Below are 18248 nucleotides of genomic sequence, written 5' to 3' on the forward strand. Positions count from 1 at the left end.
TAATCGAAACCTTGTTGCAAAAAGTTAGCAATTACGACTTTCTTCTCGATTTTCTACGCGCTTCCCTCCTCGAAACGGCAGCCACCAGTTCCAATTCCCTAATAATTTCATCGTCGCTGGCACTAAAAACATGCGAACAACTGTCGCATCAAGGGCGATTGCCAGAGCCATTCCAAATCCTAACTGTTGCATCGGCAGTACCCCCGCAAACGCGAAAGACCCGAACACCGCGACCATGATAAGTGCGGCTCCAGAAATCATTGGTGCGGTTTTCTCTAGACCTAAGGCGACGCTTTCCTTATTTGATACGCCTTTTCGATATTCTTCCTGCACACGACTCAATAAGAACACTTCATAATCGGTGCTCAAACTAAACAGGAGACCGAGTAACAGAATTGGAATAAAGCTCTGGATAAAGCCAAATTCACCAAACCCAAAAATCTCAGAACCCCAGCCCCATTGAAAAACCACGACCAGAACGCCATACGTCGCACCTAAAGACAACACGTTCATCACAATCGCTTTGAGTGGCAGGACAAGACTTCGAAACGTTAAAACAAGCACCACAAACAACAACGCTAACGTAAAGATGAGCACGCCAACCAAGCTATCATTTAACGATTGACTTGTATCCATTCCTTCGGCCGTTTCTCCACCAACAAGCACTGTCCAATTTTCATTCGATAAGAGATCGTCTCGAACCTCGCGCACGATCTCTCGGTTTGCTTCACTCGATGAGTAATCGTTTGAGATGACATCAAAGATGACCACATTCATCGCTTCACTCAAGTTGCGATACAGCATCATCCACTCATCGCTAGACAAGCGCTCTTTGTTTTCCGTCAGAATCGAGCTGATCATTTCCATGTCCGCGTCGGGAAAGAACGAAAAGAGTGAGTTCACTTCCTCCACATTCGCTAGGTTTTCCAGATCAGCCTGGAATTGTTGTAAACTTAAAAGCGTGTCTTCATCTGTTAACTCACCATCCGACGAGGAGACAACTACTTGAATTGGGGCCGAGTAGCCGACACCAAACCCCTTTTCCAAATCACTTAACCCACTTCGAACCTGCGTGTCTGCCGGAAGCATACGCGAATCAGGCGTTGATACTTCAAGCTCCATTGCCGGCCAAGCAAGTAGAAGCAGGAAACACACAGACCCGGCGACATACAGCACCGGTCGCCTCATCACATGATGCGCGAGACGGTACCACCTGCCCTGCTCGGTTGGAGCTGTCTTAATCGACATAAACGGAAGACGCAAGGCATTGATTTTCGCCCCGACAATCGCTAAAAAAGCCGGCAAGAGCGTTAAGCTCGTCACCATTAAGAAGAAAACCACAACGATGACTCCTAAGGCAATCGAACGAACAGCAGCAATATCAACAAATAAAATCGCCGACATCGCGCCAATAATCGTCAAAGCCGAAAACAAAATCGCATGCCCCGCAGTCCCCATCGTTTCTGCGACTGCTTCAAGCTGATTGCCCCGCGTCTGGTCAAGCTGTTCTCGATACCGTTTCACGAATATGAGCGCAAAATCAATACCAACACCAATGCCTAACATCAACGCCGCATCCAGTACAAAGATCGACAGCTCCATCGCTTGAGCCACAAAATAGAGGACACCGAGCGAAGCGATAATCGAAAAGCCGGATAAAAGCAACGGCGTCACAGAAGAAACAACGGAACGGAATACCATTAATAAAACGATCACAATGATCGGCATCGCATAGAGATGCGCCTTCTCCAAACCAGCTTGGCTGAGCTGATTCATCTCGCCCCAGAAAGCCGGCGCTCCAAGTACCGTCACGTTGAAGCCAGACGCTTGAATCGAGTCTGTCAGCCGCTCTTGAATCCCAGGCAACGCCTTCTGCGCAAACCCTTCATCGACATTCATTTCAATAAACCCAATACTTGTATCAAGCTGATCGGACACAAACCCATCTTTCAAACGCTCATCAGCATCAACCCAAGTAAAGACACGATCAATCTCAGCTTCTTTCATTAAAGAACCGGTCGCCTGTTCAAGCGCTTCTGTAAATTCAGGCGATCCCACTTCATGCGTCGCATGACTCATCACAAAAGTAAGCGACGTCGCATCCCTCGATGCAAATTCTTCAGAAACCATTTCATAGGCTTGATGGGAACCAGAACCCGGAACACCCCAGCCGCCCCCGGTTAAATGCCCACCAACTTGCGTCGCGTAATAGCCACCAAAAGCCACTATCGCTACCCAAGCACCAACAACTGCCCACCTATATGTAGCCATCCATCTCCCTAACCTCTTCAGAAACCGTTCCATCTTACCGACATCCCCCTTTTGATCACCATCACTTTCCATTAGTTTAGTCACTAGATCTAATCATTCTGTGAACGAAATCTTATCTTTTTCTTAACGAATAAGATTACCTTGGTGACTAAAGAGAGATTATCGATTTAAAACAAATACAAAAAAGAAGCCCGAGTCCTCACCAACTTTGAGGACTCGGGCTTCTTTATTAACCAATATCAAACATTACTCTTTCTCCGCAACGACCGTAAACCGCTCATGTCGATGCTGCGGCTGCTCAACCTCATCGAGGACAGCAATCGCAAAGTCTGCATAACTGATGTAGCTCTCGCCCGCCTGATTGAAGATCATCTGGTCTTTTCCTTTCGTATAAGAACCCGTCCGCTTTCCTTCAGCATCAAAGAATGCCGCTGGACTCATATACGTCCAATTCAGCTCGTTTGTTTGCAGCAATTTTTCGAGCATCAGTGCCGCCCCTTTTGAAATCGGCTTGTATTCTTCCGGGAAATCAGGAGAATCAACTAAGCGCACGCTTTTCTCCTCATCCACAAAAAGACTGCCCGCCCCACCAATGATGATGAGTGGCGTCTTAACGCCGCTAAATGCGTCAATAAACGCATCGCCAGCACGTACAAATGAATCGGTGTCAAAAGCACCATAGGCACTAACAACGACATCAAAAGCCTGCACATCGTCACTCGATAGCTTAAAGACGTCAATCTCTTTCACTTCAATTGACTCGCTAACTTTATTCGCATCACGCACAAGCCCAACAACCTCATGTCCTCTACTCAACGCTTCCTTCACAACCAATTGACCTGCTTTTCCATTTGCGCCAATTACACCAATCTTCATCAATAACGCCTCCTTCGATTTATACAACCTGTAACAACATTAATTACTTGTAATCATAATAGTTACAATTAGATCATTTGTCAACCTTTTTAACTATGCTATACTTGAGCAAAAGCGAACGAACTTATAGAAGAAGGTGACACCATGTCCATCAGCAGTCGATTTTCTGTTGGCGTTCATATCCTTGCACTACTCGAATACAACAAAGAAAACACGACCACTTCTGACTTTATGGCAGCAAGCGTCAATACAAACCCTGCCCTCATCCGCAAGATTATGGGCATGCTGAAGAAAGCGAACCTGATTGATGTGAAACCAGGCGTAGCCGGAGCCAAACTAACAAAAGACTTAAATGAGATCACCTTATTAGATGTGTACAATGCAGTCGAAGTCGTGAAAGAAAACGAATTGTTTTCCATTCATAAAGCCCCAACGATTGATTGTGAAGTCGGAAATAACATTCAGCTTACACTCACACCAATCTTGCATACTGCTCAAAAAGCGCTTGAAGACCAGTTGGCTTCCGTTACGTTAGAGGATGTTGTGAAGGGGTTTCGGTGAGGGGTCTTCCCAAGCTGTATAGCACAAAGAATACCCGTGTTCTGTGAGAACACGGGTATTCTTTTCTATTCACTGTAAGGGATAAAATAAATTAATTAAGTCATATCTCCTTTATCAAGGGCTTGAAACGTTTCCGTATCAGAAGAAAATGTAGCTGTTGCGGTTCCAGAAACGATTGCTAAACTTAATACAGCTAATATAAGAAACTTTTTCATTCCTGATCATCTCCTAACGAGTTTTGGTAGAGTCTTGCTTTGTGAGCAATCCTTAAATACTTCAACGCTAATGTTGTATTTCCTTCTTTTTCGGTTTGATCAGCCGCTTCTTCCGCTACCTCAGCTAGCTCAAAATCTAATCCGTATGTGTTTAAGTCTTCAATTCCTTCATCAACTAAACTGTAATCTTTTAACAAGTATAATCCTTCCGTAACTTTACAGCGAGCTACGTACTCTTTACTTCCGTAATACTCCGCACTAGCCTTAGCCGTTTTAAATTTAATTGATGCTTCATCATACTTTCCCATTCGAAACAGCGTATTACTTAAATTATACAACGTTTTAGCACCTAAAGAGATTGAGCGATGTTCTTCGATTTCTAATGCGCGTCTAAAATAACTTTCAGCTTCTGGATAATCTTTGATACTTAGCTTATTTAACCCAAGCGATCTGTAAATCTGAGCAGTCATAATTCTTTTACCTTCCGCCTCTTTTAAAGCTTCAAGTAAAAGTACTTCACTTTTAGGCGCGTTGTGTAATTCTTGGAATATAAATGCCAAAACAATCTTACAATTCAGCGCAGGCTCTACGTATTTCAACTGATCATACATATACTTTGCCCGCTCCATGTACGAAGACGCCAGCAAATATTGATTCAATCGATAATACATGTATCCCGTATACTGATAGAATTCTGCTTCCTCAGCCTTATCGTTCACATGTTCGAGCAATCGTTCAGCCTGACTGAATAACTTTACCGCTGAGCGATAGCGTTCTTGCATAAACTCATGCTGGCCACTCACGAAGTAATAAAAATAGCGCAGTGTATGATCTAGATTTTCTAACTCTTCTACTTGAGGTAGTTCCTCATCAAGTTCATTCTTGTTGTACCCGCTTGTAAGCATATTATGTCTGTAGTCAACTAAGGAGTAATAAGCGAGCATCTTGTCGTTGTTTTCCATCTGTGGAAGGAGTTGTTTTACTTCTTCCTTCATCAGGACCGCTTCTTCGTATGAGCGAGCAACAATGCAACTGTACCATTCAGTGATCTTTACGCCAACCTCTTCTGCTCTAAGAACATAAGTCATCTGCTCACACCTTTACATAATATGTATTTCACAAGTATACATTAAAATAGAAAGATTCGGAACTGAAAAGATATTTCTCAATACGTTTCCCAAGTGGGTTTGTTTTAGAACGAGTTATTTTTATTATTTAGGGGTGATTAACTACTACAACGCAAATAATGGTTATGCTAGATTCGATTAAGGGAAGTTAAAATACAAGTCAGAAAACAAAAGGTGATGCAGATGTCTGATTTCAGAAAGAAAGTGAATTCATTTCTGATTCTGTTTGTGTTTATACCAGCGCTTATATTTCTGCTTGGTGGAGGGCTTCGTGAACTCATAATCTGCGCAGTAGTCGTTTTAATCACTATGGCTATTTATGAGATTGTTATATGTGTAGATCGACGGAGAGGGAGAGATAAGTAGCAATCTCAATCTAAAATTTAGTAGATTATTTTCTTTATATTAACAAGTTTTCACTATATACTTTTTAGGTGGAATATTCGCTGTTTAAATTCAGATAAAAGTGAGGTTCATTAGACTTGCTAGATTTAATTCTACAGTTTTTAAAAAGGATACGAACCAAGTATAAGTGGTTGTTTAGAGAATGGTCTAACCAAAGAAGGCAACCATACTTCTTTTTACTTGAACAAGATAAAAAAACAGAGCTTAACCAAAGAGTTCAACTTCGTAAACAAATGAGCGACTGGGTGATATTACCAATAATCTTACTAATCTTCATATGCTTATTTAATGTATTACCACTTTCCTATGCATCTATTATTGCAATAGTACTAATCCTTTTTTTTGTTCTCTTTAAATTTATTTTCGTTACTAAATGGACAGTTCCACTCTTTTTAATATTTTCATTCCTACCTTTTCTGTTAATGATTGATGTACTATCAAACACTCAAATGAACCAGTACATCGAGGAACCTGCCTTTTTTGTTTTTGGTTTTCTACTCAACGTTATTTTTTGGAGTACCATTTATTTCTTCAGTTTCCCTATTTACATGATTGAACGTTTGTCTTTACACTTAATGGTTTGGAATACATTTTTAGTAATTGCCTTTACATTGTTTATCATGATTTTTCCTTGGTTGGTTAAATATCAAAATCAAGGTAATTGGGAATTAGAACGTGCAGATATACTTGAATCAGGTATGCCGAACGATCTAATGGAATGGATACTAGCTAATGAGTCAAACTTAAATGCAATAAACGCTTTTCTAGATTATTCTTTTAGAAACTTCTTACAGGATATCATGAACTCCTACGTCATTATATCAGTAACTTTTTACTTTTTTGTGCTTACAACCGTTAAACAAATTAGATTACAAACCGCTAAATCAAAAGCCTCTAAATTATATAGAAGCCTAATCATTCAATCTAACCCTGAATATGAATTAATTAAAAAATGTGCCTATTTAGGTGGTGACTCGATGGAACAACTCCTCTTAAGCAATCCACTTTTTAAAGAAGTTATTATTAAAAACGAAAGCCACCGCTGAAGAATATGGCTCATTATCTCACTTAAGGAGTATCGCGACTTTCTTCACTCAATAATTCAACTTCAAATTCCTATTTCAATTCTCTGTCTATTAAGTATGTATTCATCTCAATAACAAGAATTGTAAAACCATCTTTATCTTTTGCCACACGTGCAAAACTAAAGTCTTCATACATCTTAATCCGATGATTAGGTGCTTGTAGTGTAATAAACCGAAACCCTAATTGAGCTGCCATCTCTAAATATTGATCAATGGCCATACCTATTAATTTAATCCCTGCTCCTTTTCTGAAACTCTGACACCTCGCCCTAAATAAAGAAATTATACAGAGGGACAGATTTGAACGGTATCAAGTCTGTCTCTATCACACTGAACAGACTCTATTTTTGATTTGTTTATTCTTATTGTGTTAGTAAATATTGAAATAAATCAATTATAGATTCGAGCGTATCAAACTGATGGTTGAATAAACAACAAATTCCGCAACCCATGTAAAGCCATCGCCTCCATTGCATCAGTCAATCCCGTAAAATTATCACCATAAACCCAAGCAATAAGCATTACTCTCTCATTCACACCCCTCCGATCTCATCCAGATCTCCATTCGATCTCACCTGTTCCTGCTTAAACGAACGCTCCAACTCCTCAACCTTGCTGACGAGATGAAAGAGCTGGTTGCGGTAGTCGGCGTTATCTACCACATCATTCATCTGCAAATCATAGCTAATGGACAAGAGTTCATAACGAATTTCAGCCAAGCATAATCGAACGTAATGGTTTGATATACGATCACCTCCCTAAATAAATTAAGCCCCTTCACAAAACGCTGAATGCAGTTTTTATTTAGTAGGAATTGAAGACATGCTATACTTAATTAGGCTACTTACTTAAAAAACCATTTCGTGACCATTAAATAATAATTAATATTAAAAAAATTTAGTTAAACAAGTAGATTTCTTGATTTCAATGTGCTTTAAATCATAAAACGTATGCTTAATCACGCGCTTCTTTGATGTCTTTATCCATTTCATCTACTTTTTGAACCGTCTCAAGGACTTTACTCAGTAGCTCTTGCATGTCAGTCTTCTCAAGTGAGTGAGCCACCAGCAACAACTCTGTTTTAATTTCCGACAAGGCCAATCTTGAATAGATGGTAGACATCAGTTAGCCTCCTATTGTAGATGGAATGATTACATAAAGTAATAAATATGCTATTTCTTTTTTCACAAAAGGTAGTGTAAAAAAATAATTTAAAAAAAGATATATATCCTCACCAATGAATGTTAAACAGCTCTATGCTTAACAATGTTCCCTTAACTAACTTCAAAACTAGATGTATAAATAGGTACTTTTAGATCCTAAATTAAATATATAGGTTCTATGTGTTCCTGTCAATAGAAAATGAAAGGATTTTATTAAATGAGCAATTTATTTTCCAATCGCGTCAAAAAACTAAGAAAAGAACACAAAACACCACAAAAAGAAATTGCTGATGCACTAGGCATATCAACACGCGCCTACCGATTCTATGAATCAGGAGACCGCTTCCCTGATTTTCAAGGACTGCTTATACTCGCAGACTTCTATGATGTCTCGTTGGATTATCTTGCTGGGAGAAGTGATATCAGAGAAAGGAGATAATTGAACGCTGAATCTTTATCTATATGGGTTACACATACTGATTTAAAAAATTAGTTATTTTTTAATGACTCTCGTTAATCGTATCCACTGACTTACCTAAATAGTTGAGCGTTTTACTGTTACTATCCAAATGAGGCTAAGCTCATAAAAATACTCATTTTTCCATTTAAATTCTATAATGCATATTGTATTCATCTAATGAAATAAGCCCGCTACATGCTGAGGCATGTAGCGGGCTTATTTTATAAAAAAAAGGATTTAGCAAAGCTTTACTCAAACACATTATTAGATTGGATGTCATAACTTTTTATAATAATCAACATACCAATTAGCAAAATTAGACAAACCATTCTTAATAGATGTTTCTGGTTTAAAGTTGATTGCTTTAAACAGCTTATCAGTTGACGCATAAGTTGCTGGGACATCACCTGGCTTCATCGGCTCATATACTTTGTTAAAAGATACCTCTCTATTTAAAGCTTGAGTAAGTGCATTTTCTAATTCGTGAATAAAATTCATTAACTTTTCGGGATTGTTATTCCCTATATTGTAGACAGTGTGTGGTACATCCTCTTGAGGCGGTACACTGATAAGTCTCTCAATCCCTAACACAATGTCATCAATATAAGTGAAATCACGGTATAAATCATTGTCAAAATCTTTATTATTGTAAATGTGAATAGGCTCACTCTTAAAGTATTTATCAGTAAATCCAAAGTAAGCCATATCTGGTCTTCCCATTGGGCCATAAACTGTAAAGAATCTTAATCCCGTGGCTGGTATTCCGTATAAATGGCTATATGTGTGAGCTATCAATTCATTTGATTTTTTGGTAGCAGCATAAAGAGAGACAGGATGGTCTACAGAATCTGTTTCTTCGAAAGGAACTTTTTTATTAGAACCATATACTGAGCTAGAGGATGCATATATTAGATGATCTACTGGATGCATTCTGCAAGCCTCTAAAATATTTGTAAAGCCAACTATATTACTTTGTATATAGGCATCAGGATTCTCAAGAGAATATCGAACTCCAGCTTGAGCAGCTAGATTAAAAACCACGTTGGGCCTGTATTCTTCATAGACATTGAATAATTCTTTTTTGTTAGAGATATCGCATTTTAAAAATGTGAATTTATCATAAGGGTACAATAAGTCCAGTCTTGCAATTTTTAAATTCACATCATAATAACTATTCATATTATCTATACCAATAACTGTGCACCCTTGATCTAGTAACTTTTTAGCAAGAAAATGACCGATAAAACCAGCAACGCCTGTTATTAAATACGTTTTATTTAAATCAAGTGGTTTGTAGTCCATTTTTGTTACTCTCCCTAATTACTCTTTTCGTGGCTTCTCTGCCAATAGAATGGTATTCCACATTATTTGCTTCCATGTCTTTAACAGAATAGATATTCCGTCCATCAAACACTAGAGGGGTTCTCATAAAAGTTTTATAATCACTTGGCTGCAGAGACTTTACTTCTCCCCACTCTGTAAAAATAAAACATACATTAGCATTATCCAATGCTTCCTTGGGACTCTCTACATATCTTATTAAACCGTTAGCATTTTCACCTTCTGGATAAACCTTTTCAAAGTTCTCTCTGCCCACTGGATCATAAGCAAAGATCTCGGCACCCTGATCAAGCAGCATTGGGATATTTGCTAAAGAAGGGGCCTCTCTTAGATCATCTGTTCCAGGCTTAAAGGTTAAACCAAGTACAGCTACTTTTAGACCATTAAACGTTATTAGACGATTTCTTGCTTTCTTATACAGGATTGTCTTTTGTTCGTTATTTATATCAATTGCAGCTTTAATAGTTTTCAGTTCATAACCATTTTGTTCAGCGATATAATCTAATGCTTTTGTGTCTTTCGGAAAACACGATCCACCATATCCAATTCCTGCATTTAAAAATTTGCTTCCAATACGCTCATCAAAGCTCATACCCTTAGCAACTTCTTGAATATCAGCTCCAACCAATTCACATAAATTAGCAATGTCATTCATATAAGATATTTTTAATGCTAAAAAGTCATTAGAAGCATATTTTATCATCTCGGCAGAACGTCGATTTACTGAAACAATAGGTAGGTTGAAGGATTCGTAAATATCCATTAAAATGTTCTTAGCCCAACTGCTCTCTGTACCAATAATAACTCTTTCAGCATAAAGAGTATCATGAACTGCAGAGCCTTGCGCTAAAAATTCCGGATTTGAAGCCACTTCGATTCTTACATCATTAACAAGAAAATCCTGTATAAATTGTTCTACTTTATCATTTGTCCCCACCGGTACTGTAGATTTGACAACAACCAAACAGTCTTTGATTACAGATTCAGCAATCTGTCTCGCCACTGTTGCTATATACGATAGGTTTGCTGAACCATCTGGAAGTTCTGGTGTTCCAACTCCAATGAAAATAACATCAGCATCTTCGTAAGCAGATTGGTAGTCTATTGTATAATTGAGTCTACCTTCAGCATAATTCTTCTGCATCAACTCTTCTAAATTAGCTTCAAAAATTGGAGAAGTTCCCGCTTTCATCATCTCAACTTTATTACTGTCAATATCAACGCAAGTTACTTGGTGACCTTTTTCAGCAAAACATACTCCTGCCACTAAGCCAACGTATCCTGTTCCAGCTACAGCTATTTTATACAAAATAATTCTCCTCTTTGAAATTTAAATTCTTAAAATATTTCTCACAACTTATTTATTACTATTATCTAGTAAGTAGTGGTGTCCACCATGATTTGTTATTAAGGTACCATTCTATTGTCTCACTTATACCTTCTTCAAATGAATAAACAGGCTCCCACCCCAATTTTTTAATTTTAGAAGGGTCTATAGCATACCTTTTATCGTGACCTAACCTATCTTTTACAAAATCAATTAATTCTTCAGATGAATTTAGAGATTTAATAATTGTCTTAACAACATCAAGATTTGACTGTTCATTATGACCACCAATATTATATACTTCTCCATCAACACCTTTATGTAGCACTAGATCTATAGCTCTACAATGATCAACTACATGCAACCAATCTCTGATGTTTCTCCCATCTCCATATATCGGTATTTTAAGATCATTAATTACTCTAGAGATTGTTAAAGGGATTAATTTCTCTGGAAAATGAAATGGACCATAATTGTTGGAACACCTAGTTATATTTATTGGTAAACCAAAGGTTTGGTAATATGAACGTACAAGTAAATCTGATGCTGCTTTACTGGCACTATATGGACTATTTGGTTTTAACTCTGTCTCTTCAGTAAAAAATTCAGTTGGATCCATTGGAAGTTCACCGTACACTTCATCTGTTGATACATGTATAAATTTATCAATTTTGATACACCTTGAAGCATCTAAAAGGTTTTGAGTTCCTAATACATTTGTTTTCACAAAGATTTCAGGATTATCAATTGAGCGATCAACATGACTTTCTGCGGCGAAATGGACTATATAATTAAATTGTTCTTCTTTAAATAAATTAAATACAAAATTTTTATCAGTAATATCACCCTTAACAAATTTATAATTCTCATTTTTTTCTAGGACTTTGTGTTTTTCCAATTCACCAGCGTAAGTCAGCGAGTCTAGATTATAGATTTTATAATTAGGATATTTCCGGGTAATTAAATGGATAAAATTACCTCCTATAAAACCCGCCCCTCCAGTTATCAGCACTTTATTTACCATATTTAGTGTCCCCTTTGTCTTTATTAAGTTCCATTAAAAATCTTTTCAATGCGTCTTCCCACTCTGGCAATCTTGTAAAACCATTTCTATCAATTGATTTTTTTGATAATCTTGAATTTTTTGGTCGATTAGCTTTTGTTTGATAATGATCCGAAGAAATTCTATTAACTTTTGAATTATTGCTTGATAATTTCACTATTTCTTCAGCAAAATCAGCCCAACTGCAATACCCACTATTTGTGACATGGTAAATACCATATTTATCAGTATCTATTAAATCTAGAAGGAATCGAGCTAGATCAATCGTATAAGTAGGAGAACCAATTTGATCATCAACAACATTTAACTCATGCTTTATTTTAGCATTTTTCAATATAGATTTAACAAAATTCTTACCATTAATACCGAATACCCAAGAAACTCTCACTATGAACCAGTCATTCATTAATGCTTTAATTACATTCTCACCATCAAGTTTTGTTTCTCCATAATAGTTAATTGGACATGGAGAAGTAGTTTCATCAAATGGAAGATTACCCTCTCCATTAAAAACATAATCTGTACTAATATATACTAGTTTTGCATTAATTTTTTTTGCAGTTTCAGCTATATTCTTAGTTCCTAAGTAGTTAACGTCCATACAGAGTTTCTTATGTTGCTCTGCTTCATCTACTGAGGTAAAAGCAGCACAATGTATAATGATATCTGGATTCATATGGAAAATATAATTTTCAACTTGACTTTTATCAATAATATTAAATTCTTTTCTACCAACACCCTTAATATTAAGTCCTGACTTCTTCCCTTCTTTTAAAACATCATAGCCTAGTTGACCATTAGATCCTGTGACTAAAATTTTCATAAATCACCATATTCATAATTAATTTCCGCTTGCAGTAATAAAGGAGCAAACTTATCTTTATTAGAAAGTATAGGCACTAAATTTTGAGGCCATTTAATACCTATATTGGGGTCACTCCATAAAATACTCCTATCATTTGTAGAAGAATAATATTCATCCACTTTATACTGAACCTCTACATCGTCCTCAAGCGTTATAAATCCATGTGCAAATCCTTTTGGGACTAGGAATTGCTTTTTATTGCTTTCACTTAATATCGCACTAGTCCATTTACCAAATGTTTGACTATCTACTCTAAGGTCTACTGCAACATCAAAAATTGACCCTTTTGTACATCGAACTAATTTAGTTTGTGCCTTAGGATTTAATTGATAATGTAATCCTCTCAATGTACCTTTTTGGGCTGAAAAAGAATGATTATCTTGAACAAAATTAATATTTATGCCATTTTTCATAAATACGGAGTTGTTATAGGTTTCCATAAACCAACCACGATGATCTCCAAAAAGATCTGGTTCAATAATCCAAACATCGTTTAATACTAAATCAGCTTTTATCATTTAAAAACTCCTCTATTTTAATTCTTCATGATTTACAAGTTTTAGAAGATACTTTCCGTATTCATTTTTTATAAACGGTAGAGCCAACTTTATTAATTGTTGCTTTGTAATATAACCCATTCTATAAGCTATTTCTTCTAAACATGCGACTTTTAAACTTTGTCTTTTTTCAACTGTTTCTATGTAATTAGAAGCTTCTAATAACGATTCATGAGTACCTGTGTCTAACCACGCAAATCCTCTTCCTAATAGTTCAACATGTAAATCGTTATATTGTTCTAGATAAACACTATTTATATCAGTTATTTCCAACTCACCTCTTTTAGAAGGCTTTATATTCTTCGCTATATCCACTACTCTATTGTCATAAAAATATAAACCTGTAACAGCATAACTTGATTTTGGTTTATCTGGTTTCTCATTAATGGAAATAGCTTTTCCATCTTCATTAAATTCGACGACGCCAAACCGTTCTGGATCTTTGACATTATATCCAAAAATTGTAGCACCGGTCTTTCTGAGAGCAGTCCTCCGTAGAATTTCAGAAAAGCCATGTCCATGAAATATATTATCACCCAAAATAAGTGCCACATTATCATTATTTATAAATTTTTCTCCAATTATAAAAGCCTGCGCTAAACCTTCTGGTTTTTTTTGAACTTCATATTTCAAGTTTAACCCCAATTCTTCACCAGTACCTAATAATTGTCTGAATTTTGGTGTGTCCTCTGGAGTAGATATAATTAAAATATCTTTAATTCCCGCTAGCATTAGAATTGAGAGGGGATAATAAACCATTGGTTTATCATATACAGGTAGTAATTGTTTTGAGACAGAGCGTGTTATTGGATATAGTCTCGTTCCACTACCACCAGCTAAAATTATTCCTTTCACACAAATCCCTCCAAATTTTATAATTAATTTAATGTTTCTCCCTTTAAATATATAAATAAGAATTAATCTAGAAAAACTATATTTTAAACTCTTATTAGCTTTTTAGAATTACATAAAATTTTATTAGGATTACCAATAATATTTGAATTCCATACGCAATTACTACTCCTAATAAGCCAAATGAGCTTCCTAAGTAAAAAACCAAGGGCAAATAGGAAATATTTGTTATCAACATAATCATTAAATTCTTTTTTACGTAACCTAGAGCTATAAATAAAGGATGCACGCCTATTAAGCTTTGTGAAACTACTTCAATCCCCAAATATAAGGCTAATACAATCCAAGCATCTGCATATATTTCTCCAAAAATCCAATTCAACCAATATGGTGAGAATAAGCTAATAACAACAGCAATAGGAATAGTTATTAATGCTAAAATAAAGGCTACTTTTTTTACGTATTTTAAAGCTAAATTTAATTTATTATCTGATACCATTTTAACTAGTTGAGGAAATATTACTTGGTAAACTGGGTCTGAAATCTTATTACATATTTGAGCAACCTGCTTAAAGATTTTATATACCGCTACCCCTTCCATAGAAATAATCCATGATACAATTAGAATATCAAATTGCTTAACTGGTAAATTGACTGTTGTAGAGAGATTTGTCCAGCATGTAAAAGAGAAGAACTCTTTTGGTCTTGTTGTTTTTTTCAACCACCATTTATTTATATTGTTCTTATAGAGAACGTAGTGTCCACAAGTTAATAATAGTAAGTGAGAAATCACTTCACTTAACACCCAAGCAACTAACACAACAGAGAAATTGTTTATTTCTAATAAATATAAAGCAAATATAGTAACGAATTTTAACATAGCAACTATCACTTGGATAGTTGCTATCAGTTTAAACTTATCATACATACGTAAAATTGCTGTCGGTGCCCCAGATAGATGAAACAAAATACTTAAACAATATATCATGCACATATATATATATTCTTCGTTTAAATTGATTAATGGGGCTAACCAATAAATTAGTAGTATAGCTAACAAAGTTGCAATTAGAGCACTTACTGCATCTAGTAATGTGCTAAACTTTATTAACCCTTTAAATTCATTATCATTTCCGTCTCTTTGAGCCTCAGTTCCAAACTTTATAAGAGCTTGCCAAGACTGAAAATTTACTAATTTATCCATAATAATCGTATATGTTTGAATTACTATTAGAACACCGAAAAGCTCAGCACCCAATAATTGGGTAGTGAGCGCTAATGTAATAAGACCTAATACTTGTGCAATAATATTCCCACTGAATAACGTTGCTACATTTTTGATTAATTTTTTAATAATATCTTCATTTAATAAGTCTTTTATTCTAAAGTTCATAGAGTTGTCCTCTTAATAATCATTTTTTCGGATGTTAGAATCATATATCAATTTTATTTTCCGAATGTTTCACTATAACTTTTAAAATCATTCCAAAAGAAAGTTCTCTTCTGATTCAATATATCTTTTGAATATAATTTTCCTGCTTCAAAATTATTCTTGGCCAAAGTAGCTCTAAGATTACCATCTTCTAACAACCTTATTATATTATCTGCTAATTTTTCGTGGTCATTTGGTTCATGTAGACATTCACCATTTATTAATTCAGGAATACCTCCTACGTTAGAAGCAATCACTGGGCATCCCCTGCTCATGGCTTCGATAACTGCCCTTGGTAGACCTTCTTGTCTACTTGGGTGTATATATATATCTAATTGGTCTATCCAGTTAATAACTGGCTTTCCAGTTGGTATACTTCCGTAAAATTTTACTTTTTCAGTTAAATCCAACTTCTTTGCTAAAGCAACCCATTTTGTGGTGTCTCCGCCACCCAAAACGTGAAATTCAAAATTAGCATTTAATTTTTTCACTGATGACAACGCTCGAAGTGCAGTATCCATTCCTTTAATATCAGTCCCTAAATAACCAATAAAACCTATCTTTATTATTTTATTCTCTTTTAAGATTTTAACCTTTTCCTCAATAATTTTTTCATCGGGTTTCTCTATTTCTACATTTGAGCAATTTATAGTTTTTCCTAAGGATCTATATCTGCTTTGTAAGAAATTTTCAGTTACGTATAATGCATATCTTGCAGATTTAGCTTCATTTTTAGTTTTTAAAGTCGCATAAGGAGCATATAACTTTCCTTTTAAACTTCCATGGTTCCAGTATGCGTCCCATGTACAACTGACAACTTCAATTGCCCATGGAACCTCATTTCTTTTTGCAACTTTGATTGCAAGAGAACTTATCTCACTTGGTATCCTAGCAATTAAACAGTTACACTCTTTTATATTAGCTGTTATTCTATTCTTTGCTTCTTTATAATTAACAACTTTTTTTATTGGATTATTTAACGAAGGAATTCCTACAAAAGAAACATTAGTGCCACTAGAAAGGTTTAAGCTATCAATCTTTTCATGTTCATCTAATTTGATTACTCTCGCTACAACAACAATCTCATCAAAAATTTTAAGATAACGTTCCCAAACAGAGTATGGGTATAAACCTTTTGAAAAAATATTTCCATTTACATCTTCGTAGAAATAATTATCTACAGTGAACATTAACTGCATATCCAATGCACCTCTTAAACTTTTCGTCAGTATTTATAAATAGATTTTGAATTGAATTGAAGCTTATAACCTTTACTAAAAACATCTCTAGATACTAAGTCTATAGAATAAATTATAACAAAAATTAATAAAATCCAGATGATATTTATTTGTGCAGAAGTTGCAAATAAATTAAACAACTGTCTTATAATTAATACGTAAAGAATAACGCCAACAAAGCTCTCTTTACTACTGTCTCTTGACATAATGAACATATTATAAACTTTACTTACTATCAAACCTGTGAGAAGGCCCATTATTATCACACCAAACCAACCAAAATTCAAAAATGCCCACCCATATGGCCCCGCTGGTAAACCATAGAAGTCTGATTCTCCTAGAAGTAGAGATCCAATTAATACGGTTTCATCAATTATTTCAGGCTTTCCCTCCCAGAGACTTCGTGGTATGGGCGAATAGATAATATTAATCAACGGTTTCCCCCACAAGAAATCAATATTGCCTTGCAATACATTTCCTACGAGTGATGGTAATATATCAGCCATTCTTGTATTTCCCGCAACTGAGGTTAGGATATTCTCTTTTGGAATGTCAGATAAATTAATTCTTCCATAACGTCTCATTTGTTCCCAAATTAAAACAAATATAAAAGCTAAAAAAGCAAAGCAAATAAGTAACACTGGACTAATTTTTTTAATTTTATAATTGTAAACCATTAAAAAAGGAAGAAGAGTTCCTAGAACTATTGCTCCCCTACCACCAAATGCACTTAACATTACACAAGTTATCAATAAAACTATTATTGAAATTTTTAATTTACCTGCATACAGTAATACTAATGCAGCTATACCTCCTAAAGAAACAATACTTCTAAAATACCCTAACCCAGCGTAATTCCTTGTTGTATCAACCATAGCATTTAACATTGAACTAACTCCACCAAGTATGTTTATAATTGCAAAAAAACCTAACATTGAAGTAACAATTAAACAAAATGCAACCAATTTCGGCCTATGTAAAGCTTTTATAAAACTTTGCGAGTTAGTTTTCTTAGTTTTGCCGTTAATAAAAAAGCCTAAATAGAAAGCTATGTACCAGACAATAAAAATGATTAAGGAATACCTTACTGCATAATCTATATACTCGTGTGAGAAACCAATGGAATATCGCAAAGCTTCTCCATTAATATTGTGGTCAATAAAATTAATCAAGACTAATCCTGTTGATAGAGTAAGAAGAACAAAAGGATGAAATAAATCTTTTACATAAAATAATGGTAATATCACTATAGCTAGAGCAATAACTAAAACGAATCCAGTAATTGTAATTGTATTCCCGTATAAAAATAGCAATATTAGAATAACCAATAACGTTAAAAACAGACTAATAGCTAACTTCCCATAGATAATCTTCAAATTAATTACTCCTTTTAACTTCTTACGCATAAAA

The 18248-nt window shown here is 35.4% G+C and carries 18 protein-coding genes; 3 read left to right on the forward strand and 15 right to left on the reverse strand.

Translation table 11 applies throughout. The features are described 5' to 3' along the window. Window positions 1-24: 24 nt before the first annotated feature. Complete coding sequence (locus tag JOC54_RS12965) at window positions 25-2355, reverse strand: MMPL family transporter (protein WP_204466647.1); 2331 nt, start codon at window positions 2353-2355, stop codon at window positions 25-27. Between the two features lie 162 nt (window positions 2356-2517). Continuing rightward, window positions 2518-3147: an NAD(P)-dependent oxidoreductase gene (locus JOC54_RS12970; RefSeq protein WP_204466648.1), complete on the reverse strand. Its 630-nt coding sequence runs from the start codon at window positions 3145-3147 to the stop codon at window positions 2518-2520. A gap of 144 nt (window positions 3148-3291) precedes the next feature. Here JOC54_RS12970 and JOC54_RS12975 point away from each other — a divergent pair, with 144 nt between their 5' ends. Then, window positions 3292-3708: an Rrf2 family transcriptional regulator gene (locus tag JOC54_RS12975; RefSeq protein WP_204466649.1), complete on the forward strand. Its 417-nt coding sequence runs from the start codon at window positions 3292-3294 to the stop codon at window positions 3706-3708. A 211-nt stretch (window positions 3709-3919) separates the two neighbouring features. Here JOC54_RS12975 and JOC54_RS12980 read toward each other — a convergent pair whose 3' ends face one another. After that, a complete protein-coding gene (locus JOC54_RS12980) occupies window positions 3920-5011 on the reverse strand; it encodes a Rap family tetratricopeptide repeat protein (RefSeq protein WP_204466650.1) in 1092 nt (363 codons plus the stop codon). Between the two features lie 521 nt (window positions 5012-5532). On the opposite strand from JOC54_RS12980, the gene JOC54_RS12985 reads away from it, so the two are divergent. Beyond that, window positions 5533-6501 carry a hypothetical protein gene (locus JOC54_RS12985; protein ID WP_204466651.1) on the forward strand — a complete coding sequence of 323 codons (969 nt, stop codon included), beginning with the start codon at window positions 5533-5535 and terminating at the stop codon, window positions 6499-6501. A gap of 70 nt (window positions 6502-6571) precedes the next feature. On the opposite strand, the gene JOC54_RS12990 is transcribed toward JOC54_RS12985, so the two are convergent. The 3 genes from JOC54_RS12990 to JOC54_RS12995 all read right to left on the reverse strand — a co-directional run bounded on the left by JOC54_RS12990 (window position 6572) and on the right by JOC54_RS12995 (window position 7662). Further along, window positions 6572-6760, reverse strand: coding sequence for a hypothetical protein (locus JOC54_RS12990; protein ID WP_204466652.1), 189 nt, complete (start codon window positions 6758-6760; stop codon window positions 6572-6574). A 191-nt stretch (window positions 6761-6951) separates the two neighbouring features. Then, window positions 6952-7077 (reverse strand): four-carbon acid sugar kinase family protein, encoded by a 126-nt coding sequence (locus JOC54_RS22960; RefSeq protein ID WP_239586716.1) that lies wholly within the window; start codon window positions 7075-7077, stop codon window positions 6952-6954. A gap of 417 nt (window positions 7078-7494) precedes the next feature. Further along, window positions 7495-7662 (reverse strand): hypothetical protein, encoded by a 168-nt coding sequence (locus JOC54_RS12995; RefSeq protein ID WP_204466653.1) that lies wholly within the window; start codon window positions 7660-7662, stop codon window positions 7495-7497. 258 nt (window positions 7663-7920) lie between these two features. Here JOC54_RS12995 and JOC54_RS13000 point away from each other — a divergent pair, with 258 nt between their 5' ends. Continuing rightward, a complete protein-coding gene (locus JOC54_RS13000) occupies window positions 7921-8142 on the forward strand; it encodes a helix-turn-helix domain-containing protein (protein WP_204466654.1) in 222 nt (73 codons plus the stop codon). A 297-nt stretch (window positions 8143-8439) separates the two neighbouring features. Here JOC54_RS13000 and JOC54_RS13005 read toward each other — a convergent pair whose 3' ends face one another. The 9 genes from JOC54_RS13005 to JOC54_RS13045 all read right to left on the reverse strand — a co-directional run bounded on the left by JOC54_RS13005 (window position 8440) and on the right by JOC54_RS13045 (window position 18214). Beyond that, the gene (locus tag JOC54_RS13005; protein WP_204466655.1) at window positions 8440-9465 is read right to left on the reverse strand and encodes a GDP-mannose 4,6-dehydratase; all 1026 of its coding nucleotides are present in this window, start codon (window positions 9463-9465) and stop codon (window positions 8440-8442) included. After that, window positions 9446-10813, reverse strand: a complete 1368-nt coding sequence (locus tag JOC54_RS13010; protein WP_204466656.1) for a UDP-glucose dehydrogenase family protein — start codon at window positions 10811-10813, stop codon at window positions 9446-9448. Before JOC54_RS13010 ends, JOC54_RS13005 begins: the two co-directional genes overlap by 20 nt. A gap of 61 nt (window positions 10814-10874) precedes the next feature. After that, the gene (gene rfbB / locus JOC54_RS13015) at window positions 10875-11855 is read right to left on the reverse strand and encodes a dTDP-glucose 4,6-dehydratase (RefSeq protein WP_204466657.1); all 981 of its coding nucleotides are present in this window, start codon (window positions 11853-11855) and stop codon (window positions 10875-10877) included. Beyond that, window positions 11845-12717, reverse strand: coding sequence for a dTDP-4-dehydrorhamnose reductase (gene rfbD, locus JOC54_RS13020; RefSeq protein WP_204466658.1), 873 nt, complete (start codon window positions 12715-12717; stop codon window positions 11845-11847). Before rfbD ends, rfbB begins: the two co-directional genes overlap by 11 nt. Then, entirely contained in the window at window positions 12714-13277 is a 564-nt protein-coding gene (gene rfbC, locus JOC54_RS13025; RefSeq protein ID WP_204466659.1) for a dTDP-4-dehydrorhamnose 3,5-epimerase, read from the reverse strand. The genes rfbD and rfbC overlap by 4 nt, the downstream gene beginning before the upstream one ends. Window positions 13278-13289: 12 nt before the next feature. Beyond that, window positions 13290-14171 (reverse strand): glucose-1-phosphate thymidylyltransferase RfbA, encoded by an 882-nt coding sequence (rfbA, locus tag JOC54_RS13030; protein WP_204466660.1) that lies wholly within the window; start codon window positions 14169-14171, stop codon window positions 13290-13292. Between the two features lie 94 nt (window positions 14172-14265). After that, window positions 14266-15561, reverse strand: a complete 1296-nt coding sequence (locus JOC54_RS13035; protein WP_204466661.1) for a lipopolysaccharide biosynthesis protein — start codon at window positions 15559-15561, stop codon at window positions 14266-14268. Window positions 15562-15614: 53 nt separating this feature from the next. After that, window positions 15615-16799, reverse strand: coding sequence for a glycosyltransferase (locus JOC54_RS13040; protein WP_204466662.1), 1185 nt, complete (start codon window positions 16797-16799; stop codon window positions 15615-15617). A 26-nt stretch (window positions 16800-16825) separates the two neighbouring features. Continuing rightward, window positions 16826-18214: an O-antigen polymerase gene (locus JOC54_RS13045; protein ID WP_204466663.1), complete on the reverse strand. Its 1389-nt coding sequence runs from the start codon at window positions 18212-18214 to the stop codon at window positions 16826-16828. Window positions 18215-18248: the final 34 nt, after the last annotated feature.

It is taken from the genome of Shouchella xiaoxiensis (assembly GCF_016907895.1).
Taxonomy (GTDB): Bacteria; Bacillota; Bacilli; order Bacillales; family Bacillaceae_D; genus Shouchella; species Shouchella xiaoxiensis.